The sequence below is a fragment of the Streptomyces sp. NPDC046915 genome (genome assembly GCF_040644935.1).
Taxonomy (GTDB): domain Bacteria; phylum Actinomycetota; class Actinomycetes; order Streptomycetales; family Streptomycetaceae; genus Streptomyces.
Window position 1 is genome coordinate 30,468 of the sequence record NZ_JBEYXB010000019.1, and the last position, 14,799, is coordinate 45,266.

Genomic DNA, 14,799 nt, shown 5'->3' on the forward strand with positions numbered 1-14,799 from the left:
GCCGGTCGGACCCTAGCGTCGACGCCATGACGACATCCGCGAACTCCCCTGTGCGCGCCCCCGTTTCGGGAGGGTCCCGAGCGCCGCTGCTGACCCGGGCGCTGCTGCTGCGCTTCGTGAGCATGGTCGGCTCCTCGGTCAGCTTCTTCCTGCTGCTGTCGACCGTGCCGGCGTACGCCGAGGCGGCGGGCGGCGGGGGCGGCGCGGGTCTCGCCACGGGTGCCCTGATGCTGTCCACGGTCCTCGGTGAACTGGTCTCCCCCCGGCTGGTCGCCCGCTGGGGCAACCGGCTGCCGCTGACGGCGGGGCTGCTCCTGCTCGGCGTGCCCGCGCTGGTGCTGACCGTCTCCGACGGCATGGTCTGGATCGTGGCCGTCTGCCTGGTGCGCGGTCTGGGCTTCGCCCTGACGCTCGTCGCGGGCGGCGCCCTGACGGCCTCGCTGATCCCGGCCGAGCGGCGGGGCGAGGGGCTGGCGCTGGTCGGGCTGGTCGGGGGCGCGTCGTCGCTGGTGGCGTTGCCGCTGGGGCTCTGGCTGGCCCGGCACGTGGGCTACGGGCCGGTCGCGGTGGCGGCGGGGGTGGCGGCGCTGGCCGCCATCGCGTCGGTGCCGGGGCTGCCGGACGGGAGGCCGACGGCCGGAGCCTCCCCCACGTCGGACCGGCCCCTGGGGATGACCGCCGCCCTGCGCGGCTCCGCCCTGCGGCGGCCCGCCCTGGTGTTCGCCACCACCGCCCTCGCCGCCGGCATTCTGGTGACGTTCCTGCCGCTGGCCGTTCCGTCGGGGTCCGGCTGGGTGGTCTCCGTGGCGCTCGTGGTGCAGCCCGGGGCCTCGACGGCGGCCCGCTGGGTGACGGGACGGTACGGCGACCGGCACGGCAGCGCGCGGTTCGTGGTGCCCGGTCTGCTGCTGTCGGCCGCGGGGATGCTGCTCATCGTGCCGACCGCGCATCCGGTCGCCGTCGTGGCGGGGGCGGCGGTGTTCGGCGTCGGCTTCGGTGTCACGCAGAACGCCACGCTCACGCTGATGTACGCGAGGACCTCCCGGCCCTCCTACGGCACGGTCACCGCCCTGTGGAACCTCGCGTACGACGGCGGGATGGGCGTGGGCGCGGCGGGCTTCGGCCTGCTCGCCGCGCACACGGGGTACGCGTGGGCGTTCGCGCTGACGGCCACCACGATGCTGCTCGCGACGGCCCCGGCGGTACGGGACGCGCGTACCCGCACGTGACCAGGGCCCGTCGCGAGTCCCGCCGTCCGCCCGACGGGCTTTCGCGACAGGCCCCTAGGAGCGGGTCGCGCCCTCGATCACCTGGCGGAGGCCCTCGGTGAGGGCGTCCGCGTCGGGGGCGGTCTTCGGGTCGAAGGTCCACTGTGCGATGAGGCCGGTCATCAGGGTGAGGTAGAAGCGTCCGAGGGTGTCCGCGATCTCGTCGGACACCTCCTCCTCCGGTACGCCCATGAGCAGCGCGACGAGGCCCCGGCCGCCCTCGCGCTGGGCACGGGCCAAGGTGTCGCGGACCTCGGGCAGTTCGATGGTCATGACCTCCATGCTGAGCCGCCACATCGAGCCGGGCTCCCGCATGCTGGCGACGATGCTCTTCCACACGGCGCGGAACCGTTCCAGCGAGCCGGGGGCCCCGTCGATCCCGTCGTCCCCGGCCGCGCCGAAGCCGTCGGACATGCCCTCCACCAGCGAGATGTAGGCCTGCGCGAGCAGCGCGTCCTTCGAGCCGTAGTGGTAGCCGATCGAGGCGAGGTTGGTCCCCGACTCCTTGACGATGTCGCGCGCGGTGGTGCGCGCGAAGCCCTTTTCCAGCAGGCAGCGCTTGGCGCCTTCGAGCAGATCCTCACGGTGTCCCATGCCGCCCACCCTACCGCCGATCCATACGGACGTCCTAGACGGATGACTTATACATTCGTTCTAGACAAGCGTTTAAGACGCGCGTACATTCGTTGGCATGACGAACTCGAAGAGCACCTCCGCGACCACACCCCCGACCCCCACCCGCGCCGGACGCCGCGAATGGACCGCCCTCGGCGTGCTGATGCTGCCGCTGCTCCTGGTCTCGATGGACGTCTCGGTCCTCTACTTCGCCATCCCGGCGATCAGCGCGGATCTGAAGCCCAGCGGCACACAGCAGCTGTGGATCTTCGACATCTACGCGTTCGTCCTGGCCGGCCTGCTGATGACGATGGGCTCCCTGGGCGACCGCATCGGCCGGCGCAAACTGCTGCTGATCGGCGCGGCCGCCTTCGGGACCGCCTCCCTGGTGGCGGCGTACGCGAACAGCGCCGAAACCCTGATCGCGGCCCGCGCGGTCCTCGGCATCGGCGGGGCCACCCTCATGCCGTCCACGATGGCGCTGCTGCGCACGATGTTCACCGACCCCGGGCAGCGGGCGAAGGCGATCGGCATCTGGTCCGGCGTCATGACGGGCGGCATCGCACTCGGCTCGGTGCTGAGCGGCATCCTGGTCCAGTACTTCTGGTGGGGCTCGGTCTTCCTGGTCAACCTGCCCGCGATGGCTCTGCTGCTGGTCCTCGGCCCGTTCCTGCTCCCCGAGTCGAAGGACCCCGAGCCCGGCCGCTTCGACCTGATCAGCGTGCCGCTGTCGATGGCGGCGGTGCTCCCCGTGATCTACGGCCTGAAGGAGATCCCCTCCGAGGGCTGGCACCCGCAGTACGTCGTCTCGATCACCGTCGGTCTGGTCTTCGCGGTCCTGTTCGTCCTGCGTCAGCGCACCGCGGCCTCGCCGATGATCTCGCCGGCCCTGTTCCGCGGCCACGGCTTCGCCCCCGCCGTCTCCCTGAACCTCGTCTCCGCGTTCGGCATGATGGGCTCGGCGTTCTTCACCACGCAGTACCTCCAGTCGGTGCTCGACAAGAGCGCCATGGAGGCGGCCCTGTGGGCGCTGCTGCCCTCCGTGCCGATCGGCATGGCCGCCCCGCTGGCCACCACCCTGGTCCAGAAGGGCGTCAACCGCGCCTACGTCGTCACCGCGGGCTTCGCGATCGCCGCGGCGGGCTACGGGATGCTGGCCCTGACCGGCACGGACTCGCTCTGGCTGGTCCTGGCCGCGAGCGGCGTCCTCGCCTCCGGCATCGTCATGGTGATGTCGCAGATGACCGACCTGGCCATCGGCGCGGCCCCGGTGGAGCGGGCGGGCTCGGCCGCCTCACTGCTGGAGACCGGCCAGGAGTTCGGCGGCGCGCTGGGCATGGCGGTGCTCGGCTCCATCGGTACGGCGATCTACCGCCACGACATCCCCTCCTCGGCCCCGGCCGAGGCCCACGAGACCCTCGGCGGCGCGCTGGCGGTCGCCGGGCAGCTGCCGGGACGTGCGGGTGACGCCCTGGCGACGGCGGCCCGGGAGGCCTTCACCAGCGGGATGCACGGCGCGGCGATCGCCGGGGCGGCCGTCCTGGCCCTGTCCGCGGTCGGAGCGGCCGCGACGCTGCGGCGGATCCACGTGCGGGAGGTTCCGAAGACCGAGGAGCCGGAGAAGGTGGCCGCCTGAGCAGACGGCGGAAAGCGAAAGCGCCGGTCGGGCTGGATCACCAGCCCGACCGGCGCTTTCGTACTGCTGTGTCCTACCGGATCAGACGAGGTTCACGGAACGGGCCGACGTGGCACCGATCTCCTCCGCGACCTCGGCCAGCACGCCGGTGCCCACCGTGTCGTCGACGGTCAGCACGGCCAGCGCCTCGCCGCCGGCCGCCGCGCGGGCGACCTGCATACCGGCGATGTTGATGCCCGCCTCACCGAGGATCCGGCCGACGGTGCCGACGACGCCCGGCCGGTCCTCGTACCGCAGGACGACCATGTGCTCGGCGAGCGCGAGGTCGACGTCGTAGTCCCCGACGGCGACGATCTTCTGGAGGTGCTTCGGGCCGGCCAGGGTGCCGGAGACCGACACCTCCTCGCCGTCGGCGAGCGTGCCGCGCACGGTGACCACGTTGCGGTGGTCGGTCGACTCGGAGCTGGTGGTCAGGCGCACCTCGACACCGCGCTCCTGGGCGAACAGCGGGGCGTTGACGTACGAGACGGTCTCGTCGACGACGTCCTCGAAGACGCCCTTGAGCGCGGAGAGCTCCAGCACCTTCACGTCGTGCTGGGTGATCTCGCCGTACACCTCGACGTCGAGGCGGACCGCGACCTCGCCCGCGAGCGCGGTGAAGATCCGGCCGAGGCGCTCGGCGAGCGGCAGGCCCGGCTTGACGTCCTCGGCGATGACACCGCCCTGGACGTTGACCGCGTCCGGCACCAGCTCACCGGCGAGGGCGAGACGCACGGACCGGGCGACGGCGATGCCGGCCTTCTCCTGGGCCTCGTCGGTCGACGCGCCCAGGTGCGGGGTGCACACCACCTGGTCGAACTGGAACAGCGGGGAGTCGGTGCACGGCTCCTTCGCGTACACGTCCAGGCCGGCGCCGGCGACGCGGCCCTCCTTGAGGGCGGAGTACAGCGCCTCCTCGTCGACGATGCCGCCGCGCGCGGCGTTGACAATCCGCACCGAGGGCTTGACCTTGCGCAGCGCCTCCTCGCCGATCAGGCCGAGCGTCTCGGGCGTCTTGGGCAGGTGCACGGTGATGAAGTCGGAGACCTCGAGCAGCTCGTCCAGCGACAGCACCTTGACGCCCATCTGCGCGGCGCGGGCGGGCTGGATGTAGGGGTCGTAGGCGACGACCTTCATCCCGAAGGCGGACATGCGCTGCGCGACGAGCGCGCCGATGCGGCCGAGGCCCACGACGCCGAGGGTCTTCTCGGCGAGCTCCACGCCCGTGTACTTGCTGCGCTTCCACTCGCCGTTCTTGAGCGCGGCGTTGGCCTGCGGGATGTGGCGGGCGGTGGCGACGAGGAGACCGCAGGCCAGCTCGGCGGCGGTCACGATGTTCGAGGTGGGGGCGTTGACGACCATCACGCCGGCCTTGGTGGCGGCGGAGACGTCCACGTTGTCCAGGCCGACGCCGGCGCGCGCGACGACCTTCAGCTTCTTCGCGGCGGCGACCGCCTCGGCGTCGACCTTGGTGGCGGAGCGGATCAGGATCGCGTCCACGTCGGCGATGGCGGGCAGCAGCTCGGCACGGTCGGCGCCGTTGCAGTGCCGGATCTCGAAGTCCGGGCCGAGCGCGTCGACGGTCGCGGGCGAAAGCTCTTCAGCGATGAGTACGACGGGTTTCGAGCTCACGTGAGGTCCTCACAAGTCCAATGCGGACGGCCGTCCCGACGGCCGCAGGCGGTGGAGGGGAGCGGCGCCGGGGAATTTCCGGTGCGCTCCCGCGTCGGTCGGCGATAGTGCGTGCCGGGCGGCGTGGGGGTGTGCCGGAAATTTCTCGGGGTCGCTTAGCCGCGGAAGACGCACGACGCTGTGGGCCTGACGCGTGTTGTGCAGCAGTGTAGTGGCGTGGCAGGAGGTGTCTTACGCCTCTGCGGAGAGATCACCCGTCCGTGGCAGGACGGTTTGGCCAAGCCAAAGGCCAAGGGGGCCGGAGCAGTCCGCTCCGGCCCCTAGGGGCCTGCGTGGAAGCCTACGCCTCCTCGTTCACCCAGCTCATCAGCTTGCGGAGCTGCTTGCCGGTGGTCTCCAGCAGGTGCTCGGAGTCCTGCTGCTTGTACTCGTTGTACTTCTTCAGGCCGCCGTGGTACTCGTCCATCCACTGCTGGGCGAACGTACCGTCCTGGATCTCGGCGAGGACCTGCTTCATCTCGGCCTTGGTGGCGTCGGTGATGATGCGCGGGCCGGTCACGTAGTCGCCCCACTCGGCGGTCTCGGAGATGGACCAGCGCATCTTCTCCAGGCCGCCCTCGTACATGAGGTCCACGATCAGCTTCAGCTCGTGCAGGCACTCGAAGTAGGCGATCTCCGGCTGGTAGCCGGCCTCGGTCAGGGTCTCGAAGCCCGCCTTGACCAGCGCCGCGGTGCCACCGCAGAGGACGGCCTGCTCACCGAACAGGTCGGTCTCGGTCTCCTCGGTGAAGGTGGTCTTGATGACGCCGGCGCGGGTGCCGCCGATGCCCTTGGCGTACGACAGGGCGAGCGCGAAGGCGTTGCCCGAGGCGTCCTGCTCGACGGCGGCGATGCAGGGAACGCCGCGGCCCTCCTCGTACTGGCGGCGGACCAGGTGGCCCGGGCCCTTCGGGGCGACCATGCAGACGTCCACGCCGGCCGGGGGCTTGATGAAGCCGAAGCGGATGTTGAAGCCGTGACCGAAGAACAGGGCGTCGCCGTCGTTCAGGTTCGGGGCGATGTGCTCCTCGTAGACCTGGCCCTGGATGGGGTCCGGAACCAGGATCATGATGACGTCGGCCTCGGCGGCGGCCTCGGACGGCGTCACCACGCGCAGCCCCTGCTCCTCGGCCTTGGCCTTGGACTTGGAGCCCTCGTGCAGACCGACCCGCACGTCGACACCCGAGTCGCGCAGCGACAGCGCGTGGGCGTGGCCCTGGCTGCCGTAGCCGATGACCGCGACCTTGCGGCCCTGGATGATGGACAGGTCGGCGTCAGCGTCGTAGAACAGCTCGGCCACTTTGGGTTCTCTCCTTGGTGTGCAGGTGTTGCTCCCACCGTATGACGGCGGGCGGAAGGGAGGTCTCGGGATCTCGCAATACGGGCGGCCGGTGTCACCCGGCCGCACCGACGAGGATTACGCCGACCGGTCGAGCGCGCGCAGCGACCGGTCCGTGATCGAGCGGGCGCCGCGGCCGATGGCGATCGTGCCGGACTGGACCAGCTCCTTGATGCCGTACGGCTCCAGCATCTTGAGCATGGCCGAAAGCTTGTCGCTGCTGCCGGTGGCCTCGATCGTCACGGCCTCCGGGGAGACGTCGACGGTCTTGGCGCGGAACAGCTGGACGATCTCGACGATCTGGGAGCGCGTCTCGTTGTCGGCGCGCACCTTCACGAGGACGAGTTCGCGCTGAACCGCCTGCGTGGGCTCCAGCTCCACGATCTTCAGCACGTTGACCAGCTTGTTGAGCTGCTTGGTCACCTGCTCCAGCGGCAGGTCCTCGACCTGCACCACGATGGTGATGCGGGAGATGTCGGGGTGCTCGGTGACGCCGACGGCGAGCGAGTCGATGTTGAAGCCGCGGCGGGAGAACAGCGCGGCGATCCGGGCGAGGATGCCCGGCGTGTTCTCCACCAGGACGGAGAGCGTGTGCTTGGACATGTCTGGTCTTCCTCTTCGCTCTTCCTGGCTCAGTCGTCTTCGTTGTCGCCGAAGTCGGGGCGGACGTCCCGGGCGGCCATGATCTCGTCGTTGGAGGTGCCGGCGGCGACCATCGGCCACACCATCGCGTCCTCGTGGACGATGAAGTCCACGACGACCGGGCGGTCGTTGATGGAGTTCGCCTCTTCGATGACCTTGTCGAGGTCCTCGGGGGACTCGCAGCGGATCGCGTGGCAGCCCATGGCCTCCGACAGCTTCACGAAGTCGGGGACGCGAGTGCCGGCGCTCGGGCCCTTGGGCTCGTCACCCGGGCCGGAGTGCAGCACGGTGTTGGAGTACCGCTGGTTGTAGAAGAGGGTCTGCCACTGGCGGACCATCCCGAGGGCGCCGTTGTTGATGATGGCGACCTTGATCGGGATGTTGTTCAGGGCGCAGGTGGTGAGCTCCTGATTGGTCATCTGGAAGCAGCCGTCGCCGTCGATCGCCCAGACCGCCCGGTCGGGCACGCCCGCCTTGGCGCCCATCGCGGCCGGGACCGCGTAGCCCATGGTTCCGGCGCCGCCGGAGTTCAGCCAGGTGGCGGGCTTTTCGTACTGGACGAAGTGCGCCGCCCACATCTGGTGCTGGCCGACGCCCGCCGCGAAGATCGTGCCCTCGGGCGCGAGCTGCCCGATGCGCTCGATGACCTGCTGCGGGGACAGGGAGCCGTCCTCGGGCTGGTCGTAGCCGAGCGGGTAGGTCTCGCGCCAGCGGTTGAGGTCCTTCCACCAGGCCGCGTACCTGGCCTCGGCGGCCTCGCCCTTGTTGCCCTCGCTGTGCTCCTTCTGCACCGCCTGGATCAGGTCGGCGATGACCTCGCGGGCGTCACCGACGATCGGCACGTCGGCGGCGCGGTTCTTGCCGATCTCCGCGGGGTCGATGTCGGCGTGGACGATCTTCGCGTACGGGGCGAAGCTGTCCAGCTTGCCGGTGACGCGGTCGTCGAAGCGGGCTCCGAGGGCGACGATCAGGTCGGCCTTCTGCAGCGCGGTGACGGCGGTGACCGAACCGTGCATGCCCGGCATTCCCACGTGCAGCGGGTGGCTGTCGGGGAACGCGCCGAGCGCCATCAGGGTGGTGGTGACGGGCGCTCCGGTGAGCTCTGCGAGGACCTTGAGCTCGGCGGTGGCGCGGGCCTTGAGCACGCCGCCGCCGACGTAGAGGACGGGCCGCCTGGCGGAGGTGATCAGCTTGGCGGCCTCGCGGATCTGCTTGGCGTGCGGCTTGGTCACCGGGCGGTAGCCGGGCAGGTCCATGACGGGCGGCCAGGAGAAGACGGTCTTCTTCTGGAGGATGTCCTTGGGGATGTCCACCAGGACCGGTCCGGGGCGGCCGGTCGAGGCGATGTGGAACGCCTGCGCGATCACCCGCGGGATGTCCTCGCCCTTGGTGACCAGGAAGCTGTGCTTGGTGATCGGCATGGTGATGCCGACGATGTCCGCCTCCTGGAAGGCGTCCGTACCGATCGCGGAGGACACCACCTGCCCGGTGATCGCGACCAGCGGCACCGAGTCCATGTTGGCGTCGGCGATCGGGGTGACCAGGTTGGTGGCGCCGGGTCCCGAGGTCGCCATGCAGACGCCCACCTTGCCGGTGGCCTGCGCGTAGCCGGTGGCCGCGTGGCCGGCGCCCTGCTCGTGCCGGACCAGCACGTGGCGGACCTTGGTGGAGTCCATCAGCGGGTCGTACGCCGGGAGGATCGTGCCGCCGGGAATGCCGAATACCGTGTCAGCGCCGACCTCCTCGAGGGAGCGGATGAGGGACTGCGCGCCCGTGACGTGCTCGACGGGGGCGGAGTGCTGTCCTCCGGATCGGGGCCGGGGCTGCGGATGGTGGGCCCCGGAGGCCTGCTCGGTCATCGGCATTCTCTTCTCGATGCTGAGGTTTTTGCGAGGGTTTTTGCGAGGTTTGTGCGGTGTACGACTGCTGTACGGCAGGTGCCCGTGCAACAAAAAACCCCTCGTGCCGTAAGGCAAGCGAGGGGAGCGCGCCGGTGAGGGTCGCTGGGGTTTCCGGAACGTCCTCCGGTGGGTCCCAGCTCAGCCGACGCGCTGTCCAAGTACGAGAATTCGGGTGCGCATGGCACTGACCCTCCCCCCGACGCGCACCACGTGTCAAGTGGGTGGGACGGGAGTCTCATTATGTGAGCGTAGGGCACTGCCGCCTCCGAACACCGCGGAGACACCGCCGGTGACACCACTGGTGTACACCCCCGCCGCACCGCCGGCGAAGGCCGGCGCCGGCTCGGCCGGTGCGTGCGGAACCGGATAATGGCCGGATCCGAGCGCTCTGCGCAGCCGGTACTCGTCCAGCGGCCCGGAGAAGGCCATGCCCATCCCGTGTGTGCAGCCCATCGCGCGCAGCGCCGCGACCTGCTCGGGCAGGTCCACGCCCTCGGCCACGCACTGGAGCCCGAGGTCGGTGGCGATGCGGAGCAGCCCACTTGTGATCTTGTGCAGCCGTGCCGACTCCACGACGCCCTCGACCAGACCGCGGTCGAGTTTCAGTACGTCCACGGGGAGCCTGCGCAGTGCCGTGATCGCCGCGTAGCCGCTGCCGAAGCCGTCCAGCGCGATACGGACGCCGAGCCGGCTGAGGGCGGTCAGGCGCCGCTCCAGCTCGTCCAGGCTGACCCGGGGATCGGTGTCGGACAGTTCGAGGATCAGCGAGCCGGAGGGCAGCCCGTGCCGGGTGAGGAGGGCTTCCACCGAGCCGAGCGGCATGGAGCGGTCCAGCAGCCGCCGGGCGCTCATCCGGACGGACACGGGCACGGTGATTCCGGTCGCGGTCCGCTCGGCGGCCTGCTCCACGGCCTCCTCGAGGATCCAGCGGCCGAGTTCCGAGGTCTTGTCGCTGTCCTCGGCCACCCGCAGGAACTCCGCCGGGGTGAACAGCACCCCTTGGGAGGAGCGCCAGCGGGCCTGCGCGGACACGGATGTGATCCGGCCGTTCTCCAGGCACACCACCGGTTGGTGCAGCAGCGCGAACTCGCCGTCGTGCAGCGCGGCACGCAGCCGCGTGGCCAGCTCCGCCTTGCGTACCACGTCCTGCTGCATCTGGGGCTTGTACAGCTCGACGCGGCCCTTGCCGGCCGACTTGGCCCGGTACATCGCGAGGTCGGCGTTGCGCAGCAGCTCGCCCGCGCCGAGGCCGGGTTCGGCGAAGGCGACGCCGATGGAGGCGTTGACCCGGACGTCGTTGCCGTCGATGAGGTACGGCTGGGAGAGGGTCACCCTGAGGCGGTCGGCGAGCTCCAGGATGTTCCGCTCCCGGGCGGCACGGTCACGGGTGCCGTCCCCGACGATCAGGGCCGCGAACTCGTCGCCGCCCAGCCGGGACGCGGTGTCCCCGTGCCGGACCGCGTCCTGGAGTCTGCGGGCGGCCTGGACGAGCAGTTCGTCCCCTGCCTGGTGCCCGATCGTGTCGTTGACGGCCTTGAATCCGTCCAGGTCGATGAAGAGGACGGCCGTGCCGCGCAGATGGGCGCCGCGGTCGGAGGCGCGGCGGCCGGACAGGGCCTGCTGCACGCGCTTGGTGAACAGGGAGCGGTTGGGCAGGTCGGTGAGCGGGTCGTGCTCGGCGTTGTGCTGGAGCTGCGCCTGTAGCCGCACTCTCTCGGTCACGTCCCGGCTGTTGAAGATGAGGCCGCCGTGGTGGCGGTTGACGGTGGACTCGACGTTGAGCCAGCCTCCCCCACCGCCGGACCGGAAGCGGCACTCGATGCGGGTGGTGGGTTCCTCGAGCGGGCTGGCGGCGAGGAAGCGGCGCACCTCGTGCACCACGCAGCCCAGGTCCTCCGGGTGGATGAGACCGGCCAGTTCCGTGCCCACCAGCGCCTCGGCGGGCCGTCCGTAGACCCCGGCGGCGGCCGGGGAGACGTACCGGAGGATGCCGTTGGGTGCGGCGATCATGATGACGTCGCTGGAGCCCTGCACCAGGGAACGGAAGTGGTTCTCCTGATGGGCCAGTTCATGGGTGAGCGTGATGTTGTCGAGCAGCATGATCCCCTGGCGCACGACGAGCGCGAGCACCACGCAGCCGGCGGTGATGAGCACCACGTGGTCGGGGCTGCGGCCGTCGAGGACGTTGTACAGGATGCCCAGCGTGCACACCGCGGCGGCCAGGTACGGGGTGAGCGCGGCCAGGGAGCCGGTGAGGGGCGGGCCCGCCGGGTACCGGCTGTGATCACCCCCCGGCGCGGGCTCGGGAGGGGACGCCTGCCCCTGGGGGTGGCCGCCGCCGCGCTGGCCGGGCACGTGCTCGTGGATCACGCGCGAGTGGCCGTCCGAGCCGCGCCGGTCACGGTCGGCGTTCTGCTGACCCTGGTGCCGGGGAGCGGCCCAGGGGGCGTACGCCAGGAGCAGGGAGCCGGCGAACCAGCCCGCGTCCAGCAGCTGGCCCGAGTGGTAACTGCTGTGCAGCAGCGGTGAGGTGAACAGGGCGTCGCACAACACGGTCAGGGCGAGCGCGCCGATGGCGGTGTTCACCGCCGTGCGGTTGCCCGGTGCGCGCCGGAAGTGCGTTGCGAGCACCATGCTGACGAGCGCGATGTCGAGCAGCGGGTACGCCAGCGACAGGGCGGCGTGCGCCACGCTCGGCCCCTCGAAACGGGCGGCCTGGGCGAGCGCGAGGCTCCAGGACAGGGTGAGCAGCGAGCCGCCGATCAGCCAGGCGTCCAGCGTCAGACAGATCCAGCCCGCCTTGGTCGCCGGGCGCTTGGCGAGGACCAGCAGCCCCACGATGGCGGGCGGCGCGAAGCACAGGAAGAACAGGTCGGCGTAGCTGGGGCTGGGCACGGGCTGGTCCAGCACGACCTCGTACCACCCCCAGACCGCGTTGCCCAGGGCCGCCATCGCCGACGAGAGGGCGAACAACAGCCAGGCGGGTCGAAAGCGGACTCTGGGGCTGCGGGCGTAGAGGAAGCAGGAGATCGCGGCGGTGCCGGCCGCGCCGGTGAGCCCGAAGTCGCCCATGAACAGCGCCACTTCGTTCGAGCCCCAGCCGAACGCGGAACCGACGGCGTATCCCGCGCAGATCAGGGCCAGGGCCAGCTGGTGGACCAGGCGTGAGCCGTCGCCGGAGACCGGCGGACGGGGCAGCAGCGTCCCCGACGGGCGCTGCGGACGCAGCGCCGTGTCGAGGGTCGTCACGGGCGGGGGGCTCACCGGGCCCTCCCGGTCCGCGAGTGGTGGGTGGTGTGGTGGTGGCTGGTGTGATGGCCGCGCTCGCGCGTGGCCTTGCGCCAGGGTCGCCGTCGGCGGCTCCGCCGCGTCGGATCGTTCGTCCATAGGCCGTGCATCGCCCGTCGCCCCCCTCACAAATTCTGAAATGTCCATCCCCGGCGCCGAACGGTCCGCGGCGCAGCCCCTGTCGGGACGATACACCAGTCTCGTCACTCAGGGACATAGCTTCTCTACGCTCCGTGACGATCAATGGCAAGACGCGTACGCACTGCGTCCACAAGGTCGCTGAGGGTACGCGAAGCGGATTACGCCTCGGCCGAGGAGCCTGTTGTAAGGATCACGTTGCGCAGTGGCTCCCGGTTCACGAAACGGCGCAACTGGTCTGCCAGCATCCGCTCGGCGCGCGGCAGGAACGCCGAGGTGGGGCCGCCCACATGCGGGCTGATCAGCACACCTGGGGCCCGCCACAGGGGGTGCGCCGGGGGCAGCGGCTCCGGGTCGGTGACGTCCAGGGCGGCGGTGATGCGCCCGCTGTCCAGCTCCGCGAGCAGCGCCTCGGTGTCGACGACGGGCCCCCGGGACACGTTGACCAGGAGCGCTCCGTCCTTCATCCGGGCCAGGAAATCGGCGTCGACCAGGCCCCGGGTCTCCGGTGTCAAGGGGGTGGACAGGACGACGACATCGGCCTCCGGGAGCACGGAGGACAGTTCGGTGAGCGGGTGCACCGGACCGCGCGCCGTGGTGCGCCTTGAGCGCGCGACGCGCGCCACCCGCGCGAGTTCAAACGGCGCGAGCCGGTCCTCGATGGCGGCGCCGATGGCTCCGTAGCCGACGATGAGGACGGTCCGGTCGGCGAGGGCCGGACGGAAACCGGCGCGCCACTCCCCCTTGTCCTGGGCCCGTACGAAGTCGGGGATGCCGCGCAGCGAGGCGAGGATCAGCGCGAGCGTGAGCTCGGCGGTGCTGGCCTCGTGCACCCCGCGCGCGTTGCACAGCCGCACGCCCGGGTGCATCCGGCCGAGCCCCCGTTGCACGTTGTCGACACCGGCGGAGAGCGTCTGCACGACCTGTAGCGAGCGCATGTACGGCAGCGGGCGTACGCACAGGGCGCTGGGCTTCATATAGGGCACGACGTAGAAGGCGCACTCGGCCGGGTCCGCGGGGAACTCCTCCTCCCCGTTCCAGAACCGGTACCGGAGTCCCTCGGGAAGCCCCTCGATCTCCTCGGCCGGAATGGGGAGCCACACGTCAGCAGTCATGCTCTGGAGGCTATGTCAGGCGCGTGAGGGTGCAGAGGTTAGGTTGGGGGCCGGTCAGAGGGAGGTTCACGGCAGGTGGAGCGCAGGACGATCGGCGCGGGGGCGCTCGCGGTGGGGTCCGTCGGACTCGGGTGCATGCCGATGAGCTGGGCGTACAGCGGGTCGCGGCAGCGGGGCGAGGAGTCGGTCAGGGCGGTCCACCGGGCGCTGGACCTGGGCTCGACGCTCCTGGACACGGCGGACATGTACGGGCCGTTCACCAACGAGTTGCTGCTGGGCCGGGTGCTCAAGGAACGGCGTGCGGACGCCTTCGTGTCGACCAAGGTCGGCCTGCTGGTCGGCGAGCAGCACATCGTGGCGAATGGACGGCCGGGATATGTGCGGCGGGCGTGCGACGCGTCGCTGCGCCGGCTCCAGACGGACGTGATCGACCTCTACCAGCTCCACCGCGCGGACCCCGAGGTGCCGGTCGAGGAGACGTGGGGCGCGATGGCGGAGCTCGTCCGGGCCGGAAAGGTACGGGCGTTGGGCCTGTGCGCCGTGGGTGCGCGGGCCGGCCGCCGTTCGGGCCGCCGGCTGCACGACGCCACGCTCCGCCAGCTCGAACGGGTGCAGCAGGTCTTCCCGGTGAGCGCGGTGCAGGCCGAGCTGTCGGTGTGGTCACCGGAGGCGCTGGACGGGCTGCTGCCCTGGTGCGAGGCCCGGGGTGTCGGTTTCCTGGCAGCGATGCCGCTGGGCAACGGCTTCCTGACCGGGACGCTGACGCCGGGCGAGGGTTTCGAGCGGGACGACGTCCGGGCGCGCCACCCCCGGTTCACGGCCGAGATGATGGCCGCCAACCAGCCGATCGTCGTCGGCCTGCGCCGCATCGCCCGCCGGCACGGCGGGGAGGTGACCGCCGCCCAGGTGGCCCTGGCGTGGGTGCTGGCCCAGGGCCGCCACGTCGTCCCGGTGCCCGGCGCCAAGCAGGAGCGCTGGGTGGCCGAGAACGCCTCGGCGGCCGGGCTCCGCCTGACCCCGGAGGACCTGGCGGAGGTGTCGGGTCTGCCCGCGGCCCAGGGGTCGTGGGACTGAGCGGGCGCCGCGCCGGATGCGGGGGCGCGGAGTGGGAACCCGGGCCCTCGTGAGCGGTGTGTGAGGGAGAGTG

At 71.1% G+C, this 14,799-nt stretch carries 10 protein-coding genes; 3 read left to right on the forward strand and 7 right to left on the reverse strand.

Translation table 11 applies throughout. The annotated features are described in order from the left end of the window. Positions 1-26: 26 nt before the first annotated feature. Entirely contained in the window at positions 27-1,229 is a 1,203-nt protein-coding gene (locus ABZ915_RS36975; RefSeq protein WP_361812573.1) for an MFS transporter, read from the forward strand. 54 nt (positions 1,230-1,283) lie between these two features. Here the strand turns inward: ABZ915_RS36975 and ABZ915_RS36980 are convergent, their stop codons facing one another. After that, a complete protein-coding gene (locus ABZ915_RS36980; protein WP_361812575.1) occupies positions 1,284-1,862 on the reverse strand; it encodes a TetR/AcrR family transcriptional regulator in 579 nt (192 codons plus the stop codon). A 97-nt stretch (positions 1,863-1,959) separates the two neighbouring features. Here ABZ915_RS36980 and ABZ915_RS36985 point away from each other — a divergent pair, with 97 nt between their 5' ends. Then, positions 1,960-3,519: an MFS transporter gene (locus tag ABZ915_RS36985; protein ID WP_361812577.1), complete on the forward strand. Its 1,560-nt coding sequence runs from the start codon at positions 1,960-1,962 to the stop codon at positions 3,517-3,519. Between the two features lie 81 nt (positions 3,520-3,600). Here the strand turns inward: ABZ915_RS36985 and serA are convergent, their stop codons facing one another. The 6 genes from serA to ABZ915_RS37015 form a co-directional block, all read right to left on the reverse strand. Further along, complete coding sequence (serA, locus tag ABZ915_RS36990; RefSeq protein ID WP_361812579.1) at positions 3,601-5,190, reverse strand: phosphoglycerate dehydrogenase; 1,590 nt, start codon at positions 5,188-5,190, stop codon at positions 3,601-3,603. 340 nt (positions 5,191-5,530) lie between these two features. Then, positions 5,531-6,529, reverse strand: coding sequence for a ketol-acid reductoisomerase (gene ilvC / locus ABZ915_RS36995; protein ID WP_361812581.1), 999 nt, complete (start codon positions 6,527-6,529; stop codon positions 5,531-5,533). A 117-nt stretch (positions 6,530-6,646) separates the two neighbouring features. Then, positions 6,647-7,171, reverse strand: a complete 525-nt coding sequence (gene ilvN, locus ABZ915_RS37000; protein ID WP_361812583.1) for an acetolactate synthase small subunit — start codon at positions 7,169-7,171, stop codon at positions 6,647-6,649. A 29-nt stretch (positions 7,172-7,200) separates the two neighbouring features. Then, positions 7,201-9,069: an acetolactate synthase large subunit gene (locus ABZ915_RS37005; RefSeq protein ID WP_361812585.1), complete on the reverse strand. Its 1,869-nt coding sequence runs from the start codon at positions 9,067-9,069 to the stop codon at positions 7,201-7,203. Between the two features lie 255 nt (positions 9,070-9,324). Beyond that, positions 9,325-12,375 (reverse strand): EAL domain-containing protein, encoded by a 3,051-nt coding sequence (locus tag ABZ915_RS37010; RefSeq protein WP_361812587.1) that lies wholly within the window; start codon positions 12,373-12,375, stop codon positions 9,325-9,327. 323 nt (positions 12,376-12,698) lie between these two features. After that, positions 12,699-13,652: a 2-hydroxyacid dehydrogenase gene (locus ABZ915_RS37015; RefSeq protein WP_361812589.1), complete on the reverse strand. Its 954-nt coding sequence runs from the start codon at positions 13,650-13,652 to the stop codon at positions 12,699-12,701. Between the two features lie 75 nt (positions 13,653-13,727). Between ABZ915_RS37015 and ABZ915_RS37020 the strand changes: the two genes are divergently transcribed. After that, the gene (locus tag ABZ915_RS37020) at positions 13,728-14,726 is read left to right on the forward strand and encodes an aldo/keto reductase (protein WP_361812591.1); all 999 of its coding nucleotides are present in this window, start codon (positions 13,728-13,730) and stop codon (positions 14,724-14,726) included. The last annotated feature ends 73 nt before the right edge of the window (positions 14,727-14,799 follow it).

Coding starts and splice junctions, on each gene's coding strand:
- ABZ915_RS37005 (WP_361812585.1), bottom strand. CDS start 9,069: ATGACCGAGCAGGCCTCCGGGGCCCACCATCCGCAGCCCCGGCCCCGA.
- ABZ915_RS36985 (WP_361812577.1), top strand. CDS start 1,960: ATGACGAACTCGAAGAGCACCTCCGCGACCACACCCCCGACCCCCACC.
- ABZ915_RS36975 (WP_361812573.1), top strand. CDS start 27: ATGACGACATCCGCGAACTCCCCTGTGCGCGCCCCCGTTTCGGGAGGG.
- ABZ915_RS37015 (WP_361812589.1), bottom strand. CDS start 13,652: ATGACTGCTGACGTGTGGCTCCCCATTCCGGCCGAGGAGATCGAGGGG.
- ABZ915_RS36980 (WP_361812575.1), bottom strand. CDS start 1,862: ATGGGACACCGTGAGGATCTGCTCGAAGGCGCCAAGCGCTGCCTGCTG.
- ilvN (WP_361812583.1), bottom strand. CDS start 7,171: ATGTCCAAGCACACGCTCTCCGTCCTGGTGGAGAACACGCCGGGCATC.